This window comes from Psychrobacter sp. NZS113, assembly GCF_015864825.1.
In the GTDB taxonomy this organism is placed as follows: Bacteria; Pseudomonadota; Gammaproteobacteria; order Pseudomonadales; family Moraxellaceae; genus Psychrobacter.
The window spans coordinates 384,929-409,983 of sequence record NZ_JADYWL010000002.1; the positions used below are offsets into that span (position 1 = coordinate 384,929).

At 42.7% G+C, this 25,055-nt stretch carries 16 protein-coding genes and 1 pseudogene; 12 read left to right on the forward strand and 5 right to left on the reverse strand.

Features of this window, described 5'->3' with window-relative positions; genetic code table 11:
- Nucleotides 1–220 precede the first annotated feature (220 nt).
- The 10 genes and pseudogenes from I6E61_RS04360 to I6E61_RS04400 all read left to right on the forward strand — a co-directional run bounded on the left by I6E61_RS04360 (nucleotide 221) and on the right by I6E61_RS04400 (nucleotide 16,119).
- The gene (locus I6E61_RS04360) at nucleotides 221–2,098 is read left to right on the forward strand and encodes a TonB-dependent siderophore receptor (protein ID WP_197130398.1); all 1,878 of its coding nucleotides are present in this window, start codon (nucleotides 221–223) and stop codon (nucleotides 2,096–2,098) included.
- 270 nt (nucleotides 2,099–2,368) lie between these two features.
- A complete protein-coding gene (ahcY, locus tag I6E61_RS04365; protein WP_197130401.1) occupies nucleotides 2,369–3,793 on the forward strand; it encodes an adenosylhomocysteinase in 1,425 nt (474 codons plus the stop codon).
- Between the two features lie 13 nt (nucleotides 3,794–3,806).
- The gene (gene metF, locus I6E61_RS04370; protein WP_197130404.1) at nucleotides 3,807–4,655 is read left to right on the forward strand and encodes a methylenetetrahydrofolate reductase [NAD(P)H]; all 849 of its coding nucleotides are present in this window, start codon (nucleotides 3,807–3,809) and stop codon (nucleotides 4,653–4,655) included.
- Between the two features lie 407 nt (nucleotides 4,656–5,062).
- Nucleotides 5,063–5,929 carry a 16S rRNA (uracil(1498)-N(3))-methyltransferase gene (locus I6E61_RS04375; protein WP_197130407.1) on the forward strand — a complete coding sequence of 289 codons (867 nt, stop codon included), beginning with the start codon at nucleotides 5,063–5,065 and terminating at the stop codon, nucleotides 5,927–5,929.
- 62 nt (nucleotides 5,930–5,991) lie between these two features.
- Nucleotides 5,992–7,695 (forward strand): bifunctional diguanylate cyclase/phosphodiesterase, encoded by a 1,704-nt coding sequence (locus I6E61_RS04380; RefSeq protein ID WP_197130410.1) that lies wholly within the window; start codon nucleotides 5,992–5,994, stop codon nucleotides 7,693–7,695.
- A gap of 392 nt (nucleotides 7,696–8,087) precedes the next feature.
- Nucleotides 8,088–9,881: an acyl-CoA dehydrogenase C-terminal domain-containing protein gene (locus I6E61_RS04385; RefSeq protein WP_197130414.1), complete on the forward strand. Its 1,794-nt coding sequence runs from the start codon at nucleotides 8,088–8,090 to the stop codon at nucleotides 9,879–9,881.
- Between the two features lie 430 nt (nucleotides 9,882–10,311).
- On the forward strand, nucleotides 10,312–12,096 hold the full coding sequence (locus I6E61_RS04390) for an acyl-CoA dehydrogenase C-terminal domain-containing protein (protein ID WP_197130417.1): 1,785 nt from the start codon (nucleotides 10,312–10,314) through the stop codon (nucleotides 12,094–12,096).
- Between the two features lie 247 nt (nucleotides 12,097–12,343).
- Complete coding sequence (locus tag I6E61_RS04395) at nucleotides 12,344–14,797, forward strand: site-specific recombinase (protein ID WP_197130420.1); 2,454 nt, start codon at nucleotides 12,344–12,346, stop codon at nucleotides 14,795–14,797.
- 67 nt (nucleotides 14,798–14,864) lie between these two features.
- Nucleotides 14,865–15,266 (forward strand): annotated as a pseudogene (locus I6E61_RS14150) (hypothetical protein); the annotation flags it as partial.
- 73 nt (nucleotides 15,267–15,339) lie between these two features.
- Complete coding sequence (locus tag I6E61_RS04400; protein WP_197130423.1) at nucleotides 15,340–16,119, forward strand: transglutaminase family protein; 780 nt, start codon at nucleotides 15,340–15,342, stop codon at nucleotides 16,117–16,119.
- Between the two features lie 471 nt (nucleotides 16,120–16,590).
- Here I6E61_RS04400 and I6E61_RS04405 read toward each other — a convergent pair whose 3' ends face one another.
- From I6E61_RS04405 to pdxA, 5 genes are all read right to left on the reverse strand, one after another.
- Nucleotides 16,591–17,352: a class I SAM-dependent methyltransferase gene (locus I6E61_RS04405; RefSeq protein WP_197130425.1), complete on the reverse strand. Its 762-nt coding sequence runs from the start codon at nucleotides 17,350–17,352 to the stop codon at nucleotides 16,591–16,593.
- 492 nt (nucleotides 17,353–17,844) lie between these two features.
- A complete protein-coding gene (locus I6E61_RS04410; protein WP_197130428.1) occupies nucleotides 17,845–18,684 on the reverse strand; it encodes a symmetrical bis(5'-nucleosyl)-tetraphosphatase in 840 nt (279 codons plus the stop codon).
- 117 nt (nucleotides 18,685–18,801) lie between these two features.
- Nucleotides 18,802–19,665 carry a 16S rRNA (adenine(1518)-N(6)/adenine(1519)-N(6))-dimethyltransferase RsmA gene (rsmA, locus tag I6E61_RS04415; protein WP_197130430.1) on the reverse strand — a complete coding sequence of 288 codons (864 nt, stop codon included), beginning with the start codon at nucleotides 19,663–19,665 and terminating at the stop codon, nucleotides 18,802–18,804.
- A 185-nt stretch (nucleotides 19,666–19,850) separates the two neighbouring features.
- Nucleotides 19,851–20,615: a hypothetical protein gene (locus I6E61_RS04420; protein WP_227685669.1), complete on the reverse strand. Its 765-nt coding sequence runs from the start codon at nucleotides 20,613–20,615 to the stop codon at nucleotides 19,851–19,853.
- A gap of 260 nt (nucleotides 20,616–20,875) precedes the next feature.
- Nucleotides 20,876–21,964: a 4-hydroxythreonine-4-phosphate dehydrogenase PdxA gene (gene pdxA, locus I6E61_RS04425; protein ID WP_197130433.1), complete on the reverse strand. Its 1,089-nt coding sequence runs from the start codon at nucleotides 21,962–21,964 to the stop codon at nucleotides 20,876–20,878.
- Nucleotides 21,965–22,298: 334 nt separating this feature from the next.
- Between pdxA and dnaB the strand changes: the two genes are divergently transcribed.
- Complete coding sequence (dnaB, locus tag I6E61_RS04430; protein WP_197130436.1) at nucleotides 22,299–23,702, forward strand: replicative DNA helicase; 1,404 nt, start codon at nucleotides 22,299–22,301, stop codon at nucleotides 23,700–23,702.
- A gap of 143 nt (nucleotides 23,703–23,845) precedes the next feature.
- Complete coding sequence (gene alr, locus I6E61_RS04435; protein ID WP_197130440.1) at nucleotides 23,846–24,952, forward strand: alanine racemase; 1,107 nt, start codon at nucleotides 23,846–23,848, stop codon at nucleotides 24,950–24,952.
- Nucleotides 24,953–25,055: the final 103 nt, after the last annotated feature.

The window sequence follows — 25,055 nt, forward strand, 5'->3', positions numbered from 1 at the left end:
AGAAAAGACTATAAAATGAATAATTAGCAACTAAACATGAAAGTTATTCATGTTAGCGTGAAGAAACATTAGGTTAAAGTGGTTTATAAAGTAGTGATTTTTATAGATAATAAGCATAGTTTTGCTAACTTATTGCTTTTTGTAATTTTTAACCATATTAGCGTCAAAATGGTTATTTTTTATTTCTGTACTCCTCAATATGATTACTCTGGAATTGACTATGTTTTTACCACGTTCTTCTTCGACTGCCTATCTTCGCTTGTGTGTTCTAAGCGCACTTGGCGTATTTTCTTTAAATGCAACAGCAGCGACTGACGTAAGCAACAATGAAGTACCAGAAGTTGAGCTCGATGAAATTGTAGTAACAGCAACGCGTACACCGACTAAGGCTAGTAATGTTATTGCGCAGACACGCGTGGTCGATAGTGAAGAGCTAAAACATTATCAAGGGCAAAGTGCCTTTGAAGTATTAAAACAACAGCCTGGAATCAGTCATTATACTAACGGTGGCATGGGTACCACCTCAAACTTTTATATGCGCGGTTACGATAGCAAACAAATCTTAGTATTGATTGATGGCATACGCTATAGCTCAGTTAGTAATGGTGGCGCAGCACTTAACTTATTGCCTGCCGACCAAATTGATCGTATCGAAATTTTATATGGTGCATCGGGCTCTAGTATTTATGGTGCAGATGCGATGGGCGGTGTGATTCAAATATTTACCAAAGGTAGTAATATAGATCAAAGCAGTATGTCAGTTACCGCTGGTATCGGCTCAAATGATCAATACTTATACGGTGCTAGCGCACAGTTTGCCAATACTACTGGCACCACACTAAGCTTGTCAGTCAGCCATAATGAAACAGACGGCTTTAACGCAACGTTACCTGAACCTGATAATCAGTATTCGATTTATAACAGTGATAATGACGGCTTTGAGAGTGATAACTTTAGCATTGCTCTAAATCAACGCATTAGTGAGCAATTGCTGGTGGGTGCTAGTGCTATATATAGCAAATCAACAACTGAATTTGATAACGGCGCAGTAGATGCTTTTTCAGATCAAGAAAATGGGGCGGCTCAGGCTTTTGTTGATTGGCGCTATATGCCAGGCTCATCAGTAAAGCTACAATACGGTCACTCTATTGATGAAACGGATACGCCAACATATGGTAGTCATTATGATACTGAGCAAGATCAAATCAGCTTGGTAGGTCAACATCAGCTTTCTATTGGTCAAGGTTTTTATGGGATCGAATATCTAAATCAAAGCCTAGACAGTAGTGCCTATGAAATTGATGATCGTGATGTAGCCAGTGCATTTTTTGGCTATGTATTTGATATCAACCAATTCGATGCCCAAGCAAACCTACGCTATGATGACAACTCACAGTACGGTGATGAAACTACCTATAATTTAGGTGCTGCTTACCATATCAACCCTGATTGGCGTATTGGTACTAGCTATGCAAAAGGATTTCGCGCACCCACCTTCAATGAATTATACTTCCCTAATTACTCAAATCCAGAGTTAGAACCTGAAACTAGTGATAACTATGAAGCCTTTGTTGAATACAGTACGCCATTACAGTCTACGCGCTTGACAGGCTACTATAATGATGTTGAAGATTTGATCACTTCTTCCGCGCCTAGTTATATTCCTGAAAACGTTGCTAAAGCCAAAATAAAAGGGATTTCATTAACTTCGGATTGGACTATTGATAACTACTTGTTTGGTGGTAGCTATGATTATCAACAAGCTAAAGATGACAGTGGCGAAAGTAATGATGGTAATTTTCTTGCCATTCGCCCTGAGCACAAAGGTCTGATTTATGTGGGCTATCGCTTACCAAGCTTAGATATTCGCGCTGAGTATCAGTACGTAGGTGATTACTATAGTGGTACAGATAACATCGATTCACAACGCGTTGACAGCTATGGTTTGTTAAATGTAAGCGGTAACTATAAACTCACTGACAATCTATCTATGACTGCACGTTTAAATAATATTACTAATGAAAAGTATATTACTCTACCGGGTTATGACACTGATGGCACTAACTTCTTCACTTCATTAACTTATAACTGGTACTAGAGTTGTTCGTTCTGTTATTACAAGAGACCATCGATTGATGGTCTTTTTTATGGGTGACAATGTGAGCATCATCTATTACAATGACACCCTCCGAGAGGTGTTGCGCCATGACCACGAATATTGCATTGAAAGCTAAAATCATGCAAATCATAGGTTATGTTAGGCTCGGTTAACTGTCGAGTGTCCTATTTTTGGTCACTCACAGCGCAAACAACGGCACCTGCGTTTTTATTCTTTTTATCATAAATTAACCACTGATAGGAGCATATTATGGACGCAGTGTCTAACACCCCATCTGCCCATACGATCGATCCCTCTTTCACTGACTATAAAGTCGCTGACATCAGCCTTGCTGATTACGGCCGCCGTGAAATCACCCTTGCTGAAGCCGAAATGCCTGCCCTTATGGGTTTGCGTCGTCGCTACGAAGCCGATCAACCGCTTAAAGGCGCAAAAATCGCTGGCTGTATCCACATGACCATCCAAACTGCCGTACTTATCGAGACATTAGTCGCGCTAGGTGCTGAAGTACGCTGGACATCATGTAACATCTTCTCAACTCAAGATCATGCTGCTGCTGCAATTGCTGCTGCTGGTATCTCTGTTTATGCTTGGAAAGGCGAAACAGAAGAAGAGTACGAATGGTGCTTGCGTCAGCAAGTTCACGTTGGCGGCGAAGCATCAGGTCAGCTTTGGGATGCCAACCTAATTTTGGATGATGGTGGTGATTTGACCGCTCTTATTCATAATGACTATGCTGAGCTTCTTGATAATATCCATGGCATCTCAGAAGAGACTACCACTGGTGTACATCGCTTAGTTGAGATGTTAAGCAAAGGTACGCTTAAAGTACCAGCAATCAACGTCAACGACGCTGTTACTAAGTCTAAAAACGACAACAAGTACGGCTGCCGCCATAGCTTAAACGATGCTATCAAACGCGCTACCGATATGTTCCTTGCTGGTCGCCGCGCTTTGGTTATCGGTTATGGCGATGTAGGTAAAGGCTCTACGCAAAGCTTACGTCAAGAAGGCATGATCGTACGTGTATCAGAAGTCGATCCTATCTGTGCCATGCAGGCTTGTATGGATGGCTTTGAAGTATTGTCACCTTACATCAATGGCGATAACACTGGCGGCGCTTCAAGTATCAACACGCGTCTGCTAGAAGATACCGACATGATTGTGACCACGACTGGTAACTACCATGTATGTGACAGACATATGCTAGCAGCACTTAAGCCTGGTGCAGTTGTTTGTAACATTGGTCACTTTGATACTGAAATTGACACCCAATTCATGCGTGACAACTGGCGCTGGGTTGAGATCAAGCCACAAGTACATCAAATCTTCCGCTCAGACGATGAGAACGATTATTTGATCTTGCTTGCTGAAGGTCGTCTAGTGAACCTAGGTAATGCGACTGGTCACCCATCACGTGTGATGGACGGCTCATTTGCCAACCAAGTATTGGCTCAAATGTATTTGTTCGAAGAAAAGTTCGCTGAGCTACCAGCAGACAAGCGTACTGATAACTTATACGTAAAAGTATTACCTAAGAAATTAGACGAAGAAGTAGCCGCTGCGATGGTTGCAGGCTTCAACGGTACTTTAACCAAGCTGACTGAAAAGCAAGCTGAATACTTAGGTGTATCAGTCGAAGGCCCATTCAAGCCTGACGCTTATAAATACTAAAAGGAGCCAGACTGTGAGTAAGCCTGCGTTCTCTTTTGAGTTTTTCCCTGCAAAAACTGAGCAGGGACACGAAAAGCTACTGAGTACTTATGATGAGCTGAACAAGCTGTCACCGAGTTATTTTTCGGTGACTTACGGCGCTGGTGGTTCCACCCGCAGTCGCACCTTGGATATTGTGCAAGCATTATGTACACGTGGTGACACTGGTGTGGCTCCTCATATGTCCTGCATTGGTGATGACAAAAGTGAAATCGCTGAACTATTGACGCATTACAAAAGTTTAGGCATCAATCGTATTGTCGCGCTTCGTGGTGACTTACCGTCAGGTCAAGTTGGTATGGGTGAGCTACCGTTTGCGTTAGACTTAGTCAAGTTTATCCGTGAACATTCAGGCGATCATTTTCGCATTGAAGTAGCTGCCTATCCTGAAATGCACCCACAAGCGCGTAGCTTTGATTTTGATATTGACAATTTGGTCAACAAATTCCAAGCGGGTGCAGATGCAGCGATTACACAGTTCTTCTATAATGCTGATAGTTATCTATACTTGCGCGATACGTTAGAGAAGCGTGGTGTTGATACGGTTGCTAAGCCATTGGTCGCTGGCATCATGCCAATTACCAATTCTAGCAATCTGGTGCGATTTGCTGATAGCTGTGGCGCTGATATTCCACGTTATGTGCGCAAGCAACTAGCGGATTTTGGTGATGATAGCAAGGCCATCCGTGAATTTGGCTTTGATGTGGTGTATCGCTTATGTGAGCGCCTCATTAGCGAAGGTGTACCTGCCATGCATTTTTATAGTATGAATAAGGTTGAACCTAATAAGCGCCTGGTTGAAGCATTAGGCTTGACTGCTTAAATTATCATCGTATTTCTTGTTTAATGACTGGCATTCTTCGGAGTGCCAGTTTTTTATTGTCCAAATTTCAGAGCATGTTTTCTCTTCAAAAATGGTGATAAAATGAGATAAATTGCCGTCAAACAAAAAAACAGGCGCAGATAATATCGCGGTATTAACCAACTATTTGAAGATAGTTGGCAAGATTTAGCCATTTTTGGCTCATTAATATGACCGTCTGTAGCTGTTATAATACAGATTATCTTATTTAACTTTTAAAAATTTCTTTACTGTGTAATACTGCTATTTTATAAAAATTGCCTTTATTAAGAAAAATTCTCATAAAAGAAATGTCTTTAATTGCCCCAAGTGATATTCTATTGAACTAATAATAAGTACGATCAATCAAATTATAGGAATAAGACCACGTGCGACGTTTTTTTTATGCTACTAGCAATGACATCAATAATGCAGATGAAACAACTTACCCTCAACTTAGCACGTTACCTATAGGCACCAGTGTCGACCTCACAGAAAGCATCGTTCATCACTGGTGCCGTGTGCTACGCGCAAACATTGGCGATCAAGGTATTTTATTCGATGGGTTTGGCGGTGAATATCAGGTAGCGCTACAAACCATTAGTAAAAAGCATGCCACTGTGACTTTATTGGCTCATATAAATGATGATCGTACTGCCCCATTTATCAGTAAAATTGGTTTGGTGATGAGTCGCGGTGAGCGCATGGATTATGCGATTCAAAAGTCAACCGAGCTGGGTGTAACGGCTATTCAATTACTAAGTAGCCATCATGGCGAGGTCAACCTAAAACCTGCACAAGTGGAGAAAAAACTGGCACATTGGCAGCAAGTGGCTATTGCCGCCTGTGAGCAATGCGGCCTCAATCGTCCACCGCTTATTCTCGCACCAGTCTCTATCAATGACTGGTTACTTAAGGTAGTAGATAACAACCAAAAAATGGCCATCAGCCCTATAGTAACTGCACTCAGTCAAGATACTTACTATCAACGACTACAGCAGCCAGCTGACTTGCGTATGCAGTTGAGCGTGCCAGCATTAGGACAGCCTGCGGTGCCGGAGTTGTTGACAGTCACGCTAAAGCAGTCAGCACCTTATATCGAGCTATTGATTGGCCCTGAGGGCGGGCTCAGCGACGATGAATGCCTGAAAGCAGCAGATGTAGGTTTCCATCCTTGGCAAATTGGCACGAGAGTGTTACGTACCGAAACCGCACCAGTCGTTGCATTAGCGACCTTACATGCTTTGAGTCATTAGTTATCAAAATACCATGTATCTAACCTTATTTATTCTTCAACTTTGACGTTGTGAGTCCAATTATGACTAATGCCGCCGCCATGCCAATCGCAGACAAGCAGCAGTTGCTAGCACAGTTATGCGAACAACTCGATGACTCTATATTCATCTTAGATGCCAATTTGCGCTATTTATCGGTCAATGCTTGTTACGAGATGACTATTGGTTACACCGAGTCATTTTTACTTGGTCGACCACTAGGTATCTACGCGGCAGAATTTTTATCAAAAGAAGAAAGAGATATTTTAGCGGATATCACTAGCCACCTAGATACTAATGGTTTTTATACAAATGACTTTTCGATGGCCAATCGCTATGGCGAAATCGTTGATTGTCATATTACTTATCGCAAACTCTATATCGAACAGACTGTTTACTATGTCGGTATGCTGCGTGATACCTCTTCTGCCATCAAAGACAAAAAACAATTGGTACATTTGCTCAATTACGACCAGGTGACAGGCCTGCCAAACCGTAAAGTATTTTTGAGTCAAGTCAGTGACTTACTATTAGACAGCTACCAAGAAGTCGTTATTGTACGTTTAAATATCGACCGTTATCGTAGCCTTGCAAGCTTACTCGGTCCTGATGGCATAAACGCTTTGATTAACAATTTTGTCAAACGCGTCAAAAAGCTCAAACTCGATAACTTGCATTGTTTTTCCCATTTTGGTGGTGATGATTTTGCCTTATTATTCGAATGCCCTGATGCTAATACAATTCGGCACCAGCTAGACAGCTTAATGCAAATGTGTGAACGTCCTTTTTCTCCAGACAAATCAGAGGCAAAGATATATTGTCATGTATCCATTGGTGTTAGTTACTTTCCTAAAGATGGTGAAGGATTAACAGGACTACTGACCAACGCCGAAAAAGCGCTACATTATGTCAAGAGTCAAGGTGGTGACGATATTTGTTGGTATGACACCGCTATTGATGAGGCCACCACTGATAGTTGGCAGTTAGAGGCTGAACTCAGAGCCGCTGCCTCTGAAGGTCAATTTATTCCTTATTATCAGCCAAAATTTGAATTAGCAACGGGCACTATCACTGGCTTTGAAGCCCTAGTACGCTGGCAACATCCGACTCGTGGACTGTTAAGCCCAGTACACTTTATCGATGCCATTATCACCCATAAGCTATCATTTGAGCTATTCTCACAAATGGCTATCCAAATTGCCAAGCAGCTGTCGGTTTGGCAAAAGCAAGGCTTTCTTCAACATATCTGTATCAATGCTGACGCCGCGGAATTTAGCCATCCTAATTTTTCTGAGATGGTAAGCAGCCTCCTTACACAGCACGATATTTCTGCTCATCAGTTGCATATTGAAGTGACTGAATCTTCTCTCATTCAGCGCCATAGTAACGTTAAAAAACAACTGGAGTTACTAAAAGAATTGGGGATCTGTCTGGCCCTAGATGACTTTGGCACCGGTTATGCCTCGTTAAGTTACTTACAAGAGTATCCGTTTGATTTTATTAAAATCGACAAAAGCTTTATCTCTAATATCGAAAACAATCCTACCCAACATGCGATTGTCAAGGCTATCTTAGATTTGGGCAATGCCCTTAATATGCAGGTTATCGCTGAAGGTATCGAAACCGAGGAGCAGCGTGACGTGCTATTTGCCATGGGATGCAAGCAAGGTCAAGGCTATTGGCTGAGCAGACCCGTGCCAGCTGAGGCTGCAACCAATATGTTGATTCAGCAGCACGGTGTGGCATAACCCAAACTGATTGAAAGTTTTTTATCCAGTATAACCAATACTTTCATGTGGTTATTCATCTTTATCTTGAACGCCTAGCTGCGATTGCATAACGGATGCAAGGCAGGTTCATGACTTATCAGTCCTGTCACCAAACTTGTATAATCATCTGTGAAAGCCTATCTTTTATAGTGAATTTGTTAGGTCTTATTCAGCCTCAAGTCGACTCTAACAATCACCACTCTTTTCAATACGATTTTATGTAATCGATAACTTAGTCAATCTGTATTACAGCCCAGCATTTATTTAGGCTGTTCAGATTAAAGTGATCAGGACTTTTGCGCTATCTAATAGTGCAGCGACCTACCTACTCTTGACGATTATTGATTATATTCCAAAAAGGACAGGAAGTTATGCAATATAAAGCGCCCTTACGTGATATTCAATTCGTAATGCATGAGTTACTTGATAGCGAAAGCCACTATAAAACTTTACCTGCGTTTCAGGAAGCTGACCGTGAATTGATGGACAGCCTGTTCGAAATGGCTGCAAGCTTCGCTGAAAATGAGCTATCGCCATTGAACCAAAGCGGTGATGCTGAAGGTTGTCATTTTGATAATGGCGTTGTTACCACGCCAAAAGGTTTTAAAGAAGCGTATAAAGCGTTTTGTGAGCTTGGCTTCCCTGCTTTGTCTGCCGAAGAAGAGTTCGGTGGTCAAAACATGCCTTTTTCATTATCAACGGTTATCAATGAAATGGTTGGTACTGCCAACTGGTCATTCTCTATGTACCCTGGCCTATCACATGGTGCTATTCAAACCATCGAACACCATGGTACTGATGCACAAAAACAAACCTATCTAGAAAAAATGATCAGTGGCGAATGGTCAGGTACGATGTGCCTTACTGAAGCGCATGCGGGTTCTGATTTGGGTATCATCCGTACTAAGGCTGAACCTAAAGAAGATGGCAGCTATAGTATTACAGGCCAAAAAATCTTTATCTCTGCCGGCGAGCATGATTTAACTGACAACATTATCCACATTGTATTAGCGCGTCTGCCAGGCGCACCTGCTGGCACAAAAGGTATCTCATTGTTTATCGTCCCTAAAATGACGGTCAACGAAGATGGTAGCGTTGGTGAAAGCAACAATGTCGTTTGTGGTTCTATCGAGCATAAAATGGGTATTAAAGCCTCTGCCACTTGTGTCATCAACTTCGATGGCGCAACAGGTTACCTAATTGGCCCAGAAAACCGCGGCCTACAGTGCATGTTCACTTTTATGAACGTTGCCCGTATCGGTACTGCTGTTCAAGGTCTAACAGCTGCTGAGTATGCATTCCAAGGTTCACTAACCTATGCAAAAGATCGTCTGGCCATGCGCTCTTTATCAGGTACTAAAGCACCAGAAAAAGTAGCTGATCCGATCATTGTGCATCCAGCGGTTCGCAATATGCTATTGACTGAAAAAGCCTTTGCTGAGGGTGGTCGTGCATTGGTTTATTACCTCTCACATTTTGCGGATATCGTCGCAAAAGGCGAAGGCGAAGAGCTTAAATTTGCTGACCAAATGCTGTCACTATTGACACCAATTGCTAAAGCATTCTTGACCGAAACTGGTTTAGAAGCCGCCAATCATGGTATACAGATTTATGGTGGTCACGGTTTTGTGAGCGAATGGGGTATGGAACAAAATGTCCGTGACACCCGTATCGCTTGTCTATACGAAGGGACGACTGAGATCCAAGCACTTGATTTACTAGGTCGTAAAGTATTAGGTTCACAAGGCAAACTACTTGGCAACTTTGTCAATATCATTCAACAGTTCTGTGAAGAGAACAAAGAAAATGACGAGATGGGTCAATTTATTCGCCCACTTGTCAAGCATCTTAAAGAATGGGGTGATCTAACAGCACGTATCGGCATGCAAGCGACTGAAAGCCCTGAAGCAGTAGGCGGTGCAGCGGTTGATTACATGTATTTCAGTGGATATGTCACACTAGCTTACTTATGGGCTCGTATGGCACTAGTCGCACAAACTGCTATTGCAGAGGGTACAAGCGAAGCCGCGTTCTATGATGCTAAAGTAAAAACTGCGCAATTCTACTTTGCTAAATTATTGCCACGTACCACCACTCATGTACAGCGTATCAGCACTGGTGTTGAGCCATACATGAGCATGGACGTCGATCAATTTGCTTTTTAATTGACTGTTTGATGCAATCATTTAACGAGTCTTTAATACATTAAATGATTGCAAGTTAATCTAGCTAACGTCATTCTATCGGCAACATACTCAGGTATGTTGCCGATTTTCTTATTATTGTCTGGCTGATACCAATTAAATATAATGTCGGGCTTGCTCAACCTATTACCTCTTATATTAATCCTCGCCTGCTCTTTATCTAAATTATCTCTAAACCAACGACAATAGCTTAATTACTATTCACAACTTTCGTATTTTTATTATCAATATAGTCGTAAGTACTTTTGGTGCACGCACGATTCACGAAGAAATACACCCGCGCGCAAGCTTATTTGTTAAACTTTAATTATTAATCGCTCAGGTTACATTAGAAAAACAACCTATAACTTTAATACTCTTAACTCTACTCATTTGAACCAAAGGAATGTTTATGGCTGTCTATAATGCCCCTCTTAATGACATGCGCTTTATCTTAAATGATGTGTTTAATGCGCCTAAATTTTGGCAAAATAACGAAAATTTGGCTCATGTTGACATAGAAACTGTCGATATGATTTTAGAAGAAATGGCAAAACTGTCAAAAAACATTCTATTGCCTATCAACCGCAGTGGTGATGAAGAAGGCGCAACCTTTCAAGGTGATGGTGTCGTCACTACCCCAACTGGTTTTAAAGAAGCTTATAAGCAATTTGCTGAATCAGGTTGGGTTGGCTTAAGTGGTAACGCTGAATACGGCGGTCAAGGCTTTCCAAAAATGGTCACTATGTTGACTGAAGAAATGGTCTTCACTGCAAACCAATCGTTTGCACTGTATCCAAATCTGACAGTCGGTGCGACGCTTTGCCTTAATGCAGCAGCGTCAGAAGAGCAAAAACAAACCTACTTAGAAAAAATGTATAACGGCGAATGGGCTGGCACCATGTGCTTGACCGAGCCGCATGCTGGTACGGATTTGGGTATCATCAAGACCAAAGCTGTGCCTAATGACGATGGTAGCTTTGATATCTCTGGCACCAAAATCTTTATCACTGGTGGTGAGCACGATCTGACTGACAACATCATTCACTTGGTATTGGCAAAAACACCTAATGCACCAGAAGGTTCGAAAGGTATCTCCCTGTTTGTGGTACCAAAATTCTTGGTCAATGAAGATGGTAGCCTAGGCGAGCGCAACACATTGGCAGTGGGTTCTATCGAACACAAAATGGGCATCAAAGCCTCAGCCACTTGTGTCATGAACTTTGACAATGCTAAAGGTTGGATGGTTGGTGCAGAAAACACAGGCCTGTCTTCAATGTTCATTATGATGAACTATGAGCGTGTCACGATGGGCCTACAAGGCCTTGGTGGTTCTGAGCTTGCTTATCAAAATGCCGCTTTATACGCCAACGATCGTGGTCAGGGTCGTAGCGATACGCAACTCCAAAGCCCAGAAAAACCTGCTGATGCTATCATTCATCATGCTGACGTGCGTCGCATGCTATTGAATGCTAAAGCCAATACTGAAGCCTCTCGTTGTTTTGCCATGTACGTTGCAAAAAATCTTGATGAAGAGAAATTTAGTACAGATCCTGAGTTGGCAAAAGCGGCTTCTGCCCGTGTTGCCCTACTCACGCCAGTGGCTAAAGCATTTTTGACCGACAAAGCGTTAGAAGCCACGATTGATTGCCAGCAAGTATTTGGTGGTCATGGTTATATCCGCGAATGGGGTATGGAGCAAATCGTACGTGATACCCGTATTGCACAGATTTATGAGGGCACCAACGGTATTCAAGCGCTTGACTTATTAGGCCGTAAAGTCGCCCGTAATAACGGCAAATATGTCACACATTTCTTGGGTGAAATTCGTGACTTTATCGGTAATATGAAAGCAGATCATGGTATCAAACAAGCGACATTAGATGCTGCAGATACGATCGAAGCATTGACTCAGACTGTGCTTGGCAATATTGGCGAGCGTAAAAATGAAGTCAATGGCTGTGCCGTTGATTATATGCATGCCTTTGGTTATCTAGCATATTCGTACATGTTTGCACTGATGGTCGAAGCAGCCAATGGTAAAGAAGGTGATTTTTATACCAACAAAGCCAAGCTTGCTGATTATTTTGTCGGTCGTATATTGCCACGTATCGAGTCGCATGCGCAGATGGTACAAGCTGGTAGTGACCCGATGATGAACTTTGATCTTGATTACTTTAATGTACCTGCTAGCTAAGTAATTATCGTATAAAACACTCTTAAAAAAGGACAGCCACGTTGAGCTGTCCTTTTTTGTGCCAAAATGATTCTCATCATAATTGCTAACAAAATAAGTGACTATCAATGAATGGTTAAGATTAAAATGACGTACAATAAAGCGTTATTTTAACCAAATAAAGAGATTGTCATATTTTTAGAAAAACGCTTATTGTGACCCATTACACAGCAGAAATTACCAAAATAATCATAACAAAGGGTATGACGTGTCAGAAATGAAACACATTTTACAGCAGATTACTGCCTTAAGTGATGTACCCGATAACGCGGTACTAAAGCGTTTAATAGACGAGCTGCGGGTGAACGATAAAGAGCCTGCCCTCGCCAACGCAAATATTCAATCACTTATTGATATTCTTCGTCAGCATCCAGAATATGCTGATGGACTCTCTAGCTTCGTCCTAAAGATAATTATCCAATACCGTCAAATTGCTCTGTATACCGACACTGGCATCATGTCAGACCAAGGATTTTTTAACAGCTTACGCCGTTTGGTTGGTCATCGTTTTTTACCGATACTACCGCAAGAAGACTCTGTCGTTGAGCTGGTTGGCTACTTGTTTGATAAAAAGTCTGATGAACGCTGGCTTGCCAATATCGAAAAAGGTAAATGGGATACGTTGATAGAGCTGCTTAAGGTAGAAGAGAAGCATTTAGACTTAGTCGCCACCGTAAAAAACAGTATTTTGAATGCGATTATTATCTTATCTTATCGCATCAGTGGTATCGGATTACATCCTGATTTGATGGATTCGTACCCGCAGATGTTGAATTACTCAGCGTCTTTTGTGGCTCAAAACCAAGAAGCGGTACTCTTTGTCAATGAATACAGAAAAGCGCATGAGCTTGACACTCTAACGGACATCACCCCAGAACAAGCAGTCGACCCAGCACCCTTACTGGTGATGATTGAGCAGTGTGAGGATATCGTTGCTACCGTACGCAAACGTATCTACAAAACTGGTATCTCGATTCGATTGACGAATATGATGCTGCGCTTAGACCAAAGCTTGCAACGCATGCGCATCTTAACGGAGCTGGTTACAGATGATGATCACAAGCGCGATCGTGCCGTGATTGATCTGATTCAAACACTGATTACGACTGCCAATCGTCGCTATAGTATTGGTTACCTGATTGATAACAATACCAAACTACTCTCACGTAAAGTCACGGAAAATGCGAGCCGGGTTGGTGAGCATTACATCAGCACGGATAAGGCTGGCTATCGAAAGATGTTCAAAAAAGCCTCTATTGGTGGCTTTATTATTGCTTTTATGGCCACGATCAAAATATTGGCTTATCAATTGGCACTGGCTCCGATAGGTCGAGCATTCGTTAACAGTATGATTTATGGTTTGGGTTTTGTCTTCATCCATGTCATCCGCGGTACCGTTGCTACTAAGCAGCCAGCCATGACTGCGGCAGCTATCGCCTCTACCATATCTGATAGCTCTGGTAAAAAGTCCCATCAGCTGACCAAGTTATCAGAGTTGGTCGTCGATATTTTACGTACTCAGTTCGTTGCCATAATGGGTAATGTGATGCTAGCAATACCTGTTGCTCTCATCATCTCTTTTGCATGGCTACAATATACGGGTATGCCGATGATTGACTCCGAAAAAGCGGGTCACCTACTCCATGACCTAGATCCCTTTCACTCATTGGCATTGCCCCATGCTGCGATTGCTGGTGTGTACTTATTTTTGTCGGGTCTGATTGCTGGTTATTACGACAATTTAGCGGTATACAATAATATAGGTGCACGTATCCAACGCCATAAATTACTCATGTATATACTACCGAAATCATGGCTTCAGCGCCTTGGCGGCTTCATAGAAGCCAATTTGGGTGCCATCATGGGTAACTTTTTATTCGGTGTGTTCTTAGGTAGTACCGCGACGATTGGCTTTATCTTTGGCTTGCCAATTGATATTCGCCATATTGCGTTTGCCTCGGCGAACTTGGCACATGGGTTGTTTAATAGCTCTGCCGATGAGATAAGTTGGAGTGTTATCTTAGTCTCTATTCTGGGCGTGGCGCTTATTGGTATCGTCAACTTAATGGTCAGTTTTTCATTAGCACTGTTTGTCGCATTACGCTCAAAAGAGGTTCGTTTCTTCGAATGGAGCCGCCTAACTAAGTTGGTGTTTGGTCATATTATTAGCCATCCTTCCGACTTTTTCTGGCCACGTGACAAACCAATGAAGTATGCACGTATCGACAGCCAAGGGCATATGATATTTGACGATACCTCAGCGCAAAAAAATGGCAAGACATTACCAAGTAATTATGTGGTACGACGCTTGTCTGATGTCAGAATTTTACCTGAGTCTAAGCAAGCTAATGCCCAGCATCCTCAAACAAACACCGATATATACTATGACAATCAACCTGAGGGCGATCATGCACAAGCTCACGCCCCTTCTCACACGACTGTAGACCTTGACGATGGTTTGATGGATGAAGAGCTCAATAGTGTGCCCTATACTGACGATATTCAGTACAATCAAGCGGACCATACACTCAGCGACCGTGATTATGAGGCTAACAATGATATCGGTAAAGAATCACGTCATGTAGATTCGGATAACAAAGCAACTGGCGATGCAAAAACACCTCTGCCAAAACCAAAAAAGCCGCCAAAACTGCCTAATTAATAGGATGGTTTAGGTGGCTTTATACTTGGTTAACTGAGTATGGCAATTTTTATTTACCAGAAACAAGCCCAAAGATGTGATTTATAATAGCAATTGCGGCGTTCAGTATCTATCCATTCGCTATACGGATGAAATGACTGATTGCGGCATTATTGCTTGCGTTGGCACAACAGGTGACTCATACGATAATGCCTTGGCCAAAACCGCCAACGGGCTATATAAGTCGGAGGTGATTGAGTACCTAAAAGAGCAGTGGCATGGGATGAACGATGTTGAACTGGTAATTCTTGAATGGGTGGCACTTCGAGCACAGCTCTCGTCTTGCAAAGCTAGATCGATAATGAATCGATTTTTGAGGCTTCTCAGGTTTAATAAAGCCCGACTGCATAGTGCAATTGGTTATGTCTCACCTTTTAAGTTTGAAAAGCGGTATTATGATAATTTAACCCTGTCAGGCATTTCTGCCTGACTCAAGTAAACCAGTCTCTGATATAGTCGGGGCGGTTCAGCCCGCCAGATTAATACCCTTAAGGAGTTCGAACATGATCCTGAAACTTAACGTCAAACTCCATTATCGGCTCTCCGCGCCGATGGACCTTTTGCTTCAGATCGAAGCTGCCGATCTTGCGGATCAGCGAGTGCGTTCGGCCGAGATTTGGACATCAGACGTTGCGCATTTTTCACGGGTCGCCGCTGATGATGGCCTAGGAGAGCGGATTTGGATTCACGCCGAAGGGGATTTTAGCTGCACTTACATCGCAGAAATTATCGTTGACCGTCCTGCCTTGGATATATCGGCACTGTCCCAAACGCCCCTCCATCTTTTGCCCGGAGAGACGATCAAGCATTTGATGCCGTCCCGCTATTGCCCATCAGACGAGTTCCAAGCCTTCGTGGACGCCGAGTTTGGCGATCTCTCTGGCGGCGCACGGATTGCCGCGATGCGCGATTGGATCGAGTCGGCGTTTAGCTATGTGCCCGGATCGAGCCACGCACAAACCACAGCGCTCGACAGCTTTGTTCAACGTCAGGGCGTATGCCGCGACTTCGCACATGTTCTCGTGACACTAGCGCGCGCATCGTCGATACCGGCCAGGTTCGCGAGCGTTTACGCGCCTGATGTGACACCACAGGACTTTCATGCCGTGGCCGAAGTGTATCTCGAGGGGAGCTGGCATCTCATTGATCCGACTGGCATGGCAGATGCCGACACGATGGTCCGCATCGGTGTTGGATCAGATGCGTCCAGCGTCGCGTTCCTAACTGCGTTCGGATCCATGGAGTTTGTCAACCAATCGGTATCCGTGACTAGACAAGATTAGGATCCTGACCCTAGGCATGCGGGTCTGCATTTGAGACAATGACCGCCGCCATAACAGAAGGGAGACGACAGTGATCTTGCTTAATGGGTTTCGCGCTCTTCACTTTCTTTACCCTGCAGATCAGGGCCCTCGTTCAACAGATCAGAGACACGACAGAAATACCGTGTTGCGCGTCCAAGAATAAGCAAGATCAAGATCTGCTACAAATGAGTAACGGCGTCGGTGTTATCGTCTCAAGACAGATGCTGTCTCTCATGCACGATAAAAACTGTACTAAAGCCTCTCAGGCGGCGGCCTTTTTAGGACTAATCCCTATCTAGTCTCTAAACCAATTTCCAAAGTGGCACAGTCACTCAATGAGTTATCAGTATATGTTCGGTGCGCTATACAGCCATCGAACTGACCTATATTATCAAAATTGTGGTTTCTAATATGATGCCTTATTAATTAATGGCAATTACTTCCCTATGTTTATATAGCCTTTACTTTTCCGGCACGAATTGATAGAGGCCAAGAGATTCTTTTCTTGTCTTCAGGATCTCCCCATTCAGATAACAAAACTATTCTAAGCTGATCTACTGGACTAGAACCAAGTACCTTTTCAGCTTCTTTAACTGCTGACCAAGTATTAAAATAACCAAGTAGTTCATCTAAGCTCCAAAACTCCTCCATATTGACAGTAGTTACTTTGATCTCTGTAAATGGGAAAGGTAAGCTTTTATAACCATCTTCTACATGCTGTCTTTCAGCTGGCCAATATGGTCCAATAGTTTGGTAATAAAATTGTTGAATCAGGGTGTCAATTGCACCTTCTACGTGTAAAACACCGTAGGTAATTAAGGCCAAAATGCCGTTAGGCCGAGCAATACGTTCTACTTCTTTGTAAAACTTATCTAAGTCTAACCAGTGGGCTGCTTGAGCGACAGTAATCAAATCAACTGATTCATCAGCCAATCCGCTTTGTTCAGCCAAAGCTACTTGATAGATCACATTATCTTCTTTTCGGGCTTTGTCTATTTGAGCTAAGCTTGCATCAGTAGCAATAACCTCTTGAAATCTTTTGGCTAGTAGCACAGAAAGTTGTCCTGTACCACAACCGCAATCTAGAACACGATTTTGAGTAGCGCATAAATCAGCAAGCTCATTCACTAAGTCAAGAGAGTATGAAGGACGGTAGGCTGCATAATTATCAGAACTTTTAGAGAAATGGTCCTTAAAATCTAAATTTTTCATACTTTCATCTTTTTTAATATCGTGCTGACAAGCACTAAGTTAGTTAAGATTAAGCTGTGAGTATTTCACTTGCACAAGTTTTTTAGATTATACATGAGTTTACTTTGATACTTTTAAAGTATAAAAAGGCAGGATTTTGCTTTTAACTTATACAATAAAAAGCTTATCACTGCATAGGGAATTAGTAAGCAATAGAGCACGTATGATAGATAGATAGATAAATTCACTATCTACACTTTGACTAGGTCAGGAAGTTAAACCATTGATACCACTATTTTGTAGCCCAAGTTGTAGCCCAAGATTAAAATCACTACTAGAATACCGAAACAGTGAAAGCAGCTAAGTAGTTCGCCATAGGTATACCTCAAAGGAACCAGTTATTTCACTCTTCAAACGTATTAGTAGACTACTCAAAATAGACTGCTATCACAGAACCACCAATAACAGACAGACCGCTTATCTAGCCTGATACATCAAGGTCAGCTATAGCCCTCATTCTGAATTTGGGCACTCTTCGCTTGAGGTTATTATATAACCGTCACTAAGACGATAAGCCAGTAGACAATTGCCCCAAACACAGCCACCGTCGAGTGCGCGCGCATGTGGTAAATCAACCTCACCTTCTAGCGCAGCCCAATGTCCAAATAGTATCTTACGAGTGCGTGGTACTTGCCATTCAAACCAAGGCAAAAAACCCTCAGGCATCAGCTCATCCAAACCTGCTGAAAAACCAAACTCAAGCGTGCCATCCTGTTTACATAGACGCATACGCGTAAAATAGTTAGTGATAGCACGCATTTTAGTAAAGCCATTAATGTCTGGCTGCCAATCATCAGCTGACTTGCTATACAAATTCGGTAATAAGCGATCGAGTTGCCATAAGCTACTTTGTAATTGCGCTTCTACTTGTTGTGCATAGCTTGCTGCTTCATCGATACTCCAATGCGGTGGAATACCAGCATGCACTAGTACGGTCTTTTCATCAGGGTAAGTCAATAGCGGCTGATGGCGTAACCATTCAAGCAACTCATCACAATCATCAGCAGCAAAAATCGGCGCTGTTTTGTCTTTCTTTTTGAGCTTCGCCGCGCCGCGCCAGACAGCAATCAAGTTAATATCATGATTACCGAGGACTGTTGCTGCCGCTCCTTGTTCACATAGTGCTTTAATATGACGCAACGTACTCAATGAGTCTTCACCACGTGCTACCAAGTCACCGGCAAACCATAGCTTGTCTTGGGCTGGATCAAAATTCAATACTTCAAGTAATTTGAGATAAGCAGCATAGCAGCCTTGCAGGTCTCCAATGACATACTGGTGGCGAAAACTCATAATACCTCTATGCTTTTTAGATATTGATTTTTATAATAGCACTCTGATGTGAGTGCTATTATATGAATAGTTTTATGTGAATATTTTAAAAGGTGTTCAATATTAGGTTGGATTAAACTAACCTTCTACTTTACGTGCCTGATTGCTCAACTTAACAAAATCTTTCACACTTAAGACTTCAGGACGCGCTTGTGGGTCGATAGCACAAGCCGCAAAATCTTCTTCGCTCAACGTTGGCAATAGCGTAGATTTCTTAAAAGTCGCACGTAGTGTCTTACGACGATGGTTAAAGGTTTCGCGTACGACAATCGCAAAATACTCTTCATCTTCTGCCACGACTGGTTTAGTAATATGCGGAGTCAGACGAAATACAGCACTGGTCACTTTTGGTGGCGGATTAAAAGCGCCGCGTGGTACGGTCAATAGATAATCTGTACCGCAGTGATATTGCATAATGACGGATAAGCGACCATAAGTTTTGCTACCAACATCAGCAGTGATACGCTCAACCACTTCCTTTTGCAACATAAAATGCATGTCTTGAATCACATCGGCATAGCTGAGTAGATGAAAAAGTATCGGGGTAGAAATGTTATATGGCAGGTTACCTACCACCCGTAGCTTGCCACGCTCAGGACTATACAGCTCGCGATAGTCCACATGCATCGCGTTGTCTTTGATAATCTCAAAGTTTGGATGACTGTTGGCACCAATACGAATACGCAAACTATCCGCCAAATCACGATCCAGCTCTACTACGGTCATCGCATCGACTTCTGCCAATAGCGGCTCAGTCAGTGCGCCCATTCCTGGCCCAATCTCAATTAGATTGTCATCACGCTCTAGACGAATACTTTCAACGATTTCGCGAATGACGCTGCCATCATGCAAGAAGTTTTGACCAAAGCGTTTACGCGGTTGGTGTTTGGCAGCACGTAAGCTGTTAGAAATAGTTTGAGCATCAAACGTAGTTTTCGACATAAAAGAATCTTAATGTGTAAAAGATAAATGGGTGATAATGGCAACAATATGCCAATTATATAATCATGAATTATACCACAGCTCAGAATTAGGCTGTATTGTTGAAATATTATTATCGATAAGCTACCCATACTTTATCGCAACAGATACAGTGAATTTTTCTCAAACTATTTGCTCTAGCGCCTCTATGACGTTTTTTGAAAGATTAAAAGTTGTTGCCTGACTAGGTTTTCAATTTTTTGCCAATCAGCAAGATTGTAGCGAGAATAATGCGCCCTGATAGACAGATTCCTCTGTGGCCCTAAATCAAAAAAGTGAGTGCAAGGCGGTCTTGGTACATCTCTATTAGAACACTCTATATGAGTTATGATCTGACCTGTTTTATCTCGCTGAATAAACACATCCTTTGCAGAACTATCTTCACGCCATGGTTTATTGGTCTTCGGGTCGATACCTGTCTGTGTATAAACCTCCAATCCAAATTGATCATCGTTAAGCGGTTGATACTGAAAAACAGGGTGTACGTCACTTGCATTAATTGTTCCATAGCCAATACGGTGAGTTGGGTTAGAAACAGTCACTCTGTCGCCTGAGTTGACGCTGACCGACACCCAAGGATTATCTCCTAAGTTTCTTTTATTGTCTCTACGATAAGCGCTCTTAAGGGCTTTATTAGTCGTATCTAGCATAGTATTGTCGGTATAACGCAGATCAAAACCGAAACTGTTGATTTTTGAGTCATAAGTGCGCATGGGTTTTGGATGCTCACGTTTGTTACCAAACGTAGGGTCGCCGTCATACGCAACAAAATGCACAAGGTTTTTAGGCATATCAACAGGAACACCGCCCAGATCGCCAATATCATTCGGGCGAAGCCCTTCACCACAAAAATTAATAATAGGTAGGGATAATACGATGGTTATCATTTGGCTAAATTCTTTAATAAACATGCAACCCCATAATAAAAGAACACTGTCCTCTGACGTCACATCATTAGACATTAATTTGGAAGATTATTACTTGAAATAAGTCTGATTGGCTGTTTTTTTATTAGGATGCACTTCAAATGAACCACACAATAAAACTCGTTAATAAATAGACTGCTATAATCGAACCACTTAAAATAAGTCCTATTTAATGGTTCATAAATAAGCATTATTGGCGGTAACCTTATCCCATACTGCGTAAAAAATCTTGTTAAGGCACCGACTTATGCAAGAGGTTTTTCAATAAGTGATTTATCCGCCATCTCATTTGCCATTAGCAGCGCTTGATATAAGCTTGTCGCACTAGCACCACCACGGCCTGCCAAATCAAGTGCCGTACCATGATCAACCGAAGTACGAATATAAGGCAACCCTAAGGTCAGATTAACCGTATCACCAAAGCCGTGTGATTTGAGCACTGGCAACCCTTGGTCATGGTACATGGCAATCACCGCATCACAGTTCGCTAAATGCCTTGGGGTAAATAACGTATCCGCTGGCATCGCCTCTGATATATCGACCCCTGCTTCGATAAACTCATGCAACACTGGATTGATAATCTCAATCTCCTCGACACCTAAATGGCCACCCTCGCCCGCATGTGGGTTAAGCCCGCAAACTAAGATACGGGGCTGCGTTAAGCCAAATTTCTCTCGCATATCATCGATGACAATCTGCACCGTTTGGCGCACATTCTCTGCTGTAATAGCTGCTGGTATGTCTTTTAATGCTAAATGAGTCGTAACAAGTGCCACTTTCATGGCTTGATTGGCGAGCATCATCACGACTTTTTCACAGCCACTTTGCTGCATAAAAAACTCTGTATGACCGCTAAACATCGTGCCATCTAATAACTTAATGCCTGCATCAATGAGTGCGGACTTTTGCAATGGGCCGGTAACGATGGCGGCGACTGTCTTATTAAATGCTAGCTTATGCGCAATATCTAATTGTTGGGCAACCATGGCTGAATTTCTCGTATTAATTAGCCCGCTGATAACTGGTGCTGCACAAGGTGTATGAAGCAAGATAAAAGCCTCATCACTATGAGTCGTATTCGTTGACATCTGCTCTGAGAAATCATCGGCATCTATATGTGCGTCTACAGTCTGCCAAGATGGGCAAACTTTTAAGACCCCAGCAGTGGTAAGCTCCTTTGCGCGCTCTGTCATTGCGTCTGCATCCGCAGTTACCCAAATCGGCCGCGAAAAGTCTTGCAACTTATTTTCTGCCGCTAGTAGCAGTACGACGTCCATACCTATGCCAGCAGGTTCGCCTGTCGTGATTAATAGCGGTAATTTATTTTGTATCATAAAAATAGTCCCATATCTTGATTAAACATCTGATTTTATTGTTTTTATGGTTAAATACACTGGTTTTTATATCTAAGAACTGCAATTCATTTCTTCACTTATCAACCTTAATGGCTTCAGATTTAGTTGCCGTACCCGTCTAAAAAAAGCCCATAATGTGTTAAACTTTCGCATCTGATTGTAGCATTTACTGGCAAGCGTGAGACTGCGTTTTGTGTTCTATCGTAGCAGTACACCGCACTTGCTTTGCTGTATTATTGCCAATCATCAAATACTTATACCAAATATCTATTTATACCCTCTTTCATACCGACTTTTGATACATTAGGCACTCATGGCAGATACCGAAAAAAACGACGACTTGCTCAATCAAACACCGCCGCACAATATCGATATTGAAAAGGCGTTGCTTGCCTCTTTGATGAGCATCGAAGAGGCGTATGACAAGATTGCTGATATCGTTACCAAAGACGACTTTTATGCTGGACGACATCAATACATCTTTGATGCGATTGCTCATTTGGCAGCGGTCAATGAGCCTTATGACACGGTCATGGTGCATGACTGGTTGGAAGCACAGAAACTACTCAAAGGTGCGGGCGGCGACAGTTACTTGGCAGATATTTTGAGCCAAAGCCCTGCCACATTATTCAACCTCACAGCCTACGCACAGCGCGTACGTGAGCTATCAACGCTACGCCAGCTGATTACCACTGGTAATGATATGTTGACACTAGCCTATAATCCAAAAGACCAAAGCGTTAGTGACATCTTAGACAGTGTCGAGGGCAAGATATTTAGTATCAATGAGCAGCATAATAAGCGCGCTGAACAGCGTGGCCCTGTCGGCATTACCTCTGTACTGACCAACGTCATCGATAAAATCCAAGAGCTTAAATCCAATCCCGATGGCATGATTGGTTTGCAAACGCCATTTGCTGAGCTGAATAATAAAACTCAAGGCTTGCAGGCAGGCGATCTAATTATTGTCGCCGCGCGTCCTTCTATGGGTAAAACAACCTTTGCGATGAACTTGGCAGAAGGCATTTTATTTAACGAAGACTTACCAGTCGTGGTGTTTTCGATGGAGATGCCCGCCGAGTCTATCGTCATGCGTTTGCTGTCATCGTGGGGTGCGATTAATCAGACGCATCTGCGTTCTGGACAAATGAATGAAGATGAATGGGCAAAGATGATGAATGCCATTCAACATTTGCAATCCAAACACCTGTATATCGATGATAGTACTGCCCTGCCACCATCTGAGATGCGTTCACGCTGCCGCCGTATCGCCAAAAATCATGATGGTCGTCTAGGTGCTATCGTAGTCGATTATCTCCAGTTGATGAAAGTGCCAAACCTAGATGGTAACCGTGTTGGGGAAATCTCTGAGATTTCTCGTAGTCTAAAAGCCTTAGCACGGGAACTTGAGTGCCCAGTGATTGCGCTATCGCAGCTTAACCGTAGTCTAGAGAACCGTCCTAACAAGCGTCCGATTATGTCGGATTTGCGTGAATCTGGTGCGATTGAGCAGGATGCCGATTTGATTATGTTCATCTACCGTGATGAGGTTTATAATGAGAACTCAGACCACAAAGGCGTGGCTGAAATCATCATCGGTAAACAGCGTAATGGCCCTATCGGTACCATACGTTTGGGATTTGAAGGACAATTTACTCGATTTATTAATCTGACGCCAGAATACTATCAAAACGTCAGTTTCGAGAATGACGAATAGTCATAGCTTTAAATATTATGCTTGCTTAGTCTTAGATATTTGATAAAAAACAGCTCTCAACAACCATAGCCAGTGCCACATCAATTGGGTTGATGTAGCATTGGCTTTATCACTTCATAACTTTGCTAATAAAGAAGCCAATTATGCGTACTATCACTATCAAACCAAAAGCCATTACTCATAACCTCAACCAAGTTAAAAAAATGGCGCCACGCTCTAAAGTTCTGGCCATGGTGAAATCCAACGCTTACGGACACGGGATAGCGGCAGTTTTGCCAGCATTACAGCAAGCAGATGGTATTGGAGTCGCCACCTTAACTGAAGCACTAGAAGCACGACAATTAGGTTGGAATAAAACGATTGGTTTGATCGAAGGTGCGTTTACCGCTGATGAGTGGCAGCAAGCCATTGATAGTGATATTAGCTGCGTCATTCATCATGCACCGCAACTGCAATGGGCATTGGAAAATATCCCACCAGCTAGTAGTGCCACTAGAGTAGTTTGGATTAAATACAATACGGGTATGAATCGCCTAGGTTTCGATGCCGAGGGTGTGATTGCAGCAGCTAAACAGCTCCATGCAGCAGGATATCAACTGATCCTCACCACACATTTTGCCAATGCAGACAACAGCACTCACCCATTAAATGCGATGCAAATACAACGTTTTTCAGACGTATTAAACACCTTACAAGAGACTGTTAGCGCTGAGATTCAGGGTTCATTGTGTAATTCAGCTGGTATCGTCAATTTTTCAGCGCATCATTATGATTGGATACGTCCAGGTATTATTTTATATGGTAGCTCACCTGTCGTTGATAAAAGTGCACAGGCATTAGAGTTACAGCCAGCGATGGATTTTAGCGCGCAAATCATTGCCCTACAGACAGTCAATGCAGACCATGCCATTGGTTATGGCAGTCGTTGGATAGCACAAAAAGACACTAGAACGGCTCTAGTCAGTATCGGCTATGGAGATGGCTATCCCCGTGTCGTCAACGATGACGCTTATGTCTCTGTCATTGACACGAGCAATAATCAAAGCTATCGATGCGCGGTCATTGGACGAGTGGCAATGGACATGATTGTCATTGATGTCAGTACTGCGCCAGAAGACATTGCTTTAGACAGTAAGGTAATGTTATGGGGCGATGCGCCGCACGTGGATGAGGTCGCTGCACATGCGGGTACGATTAGCTATGAGCTGCTATGCCGCTTGAGCATACGTCCAAAGCGTGTACAAGCATAGTAATCACAATAAGACGGTGAAATTGCCTAGTACTAGAGTGACTGAACAATCAGGATAAATTGGGCGTTTACATTAGAAGTAATTGCGCTATACTAAAAGTTTG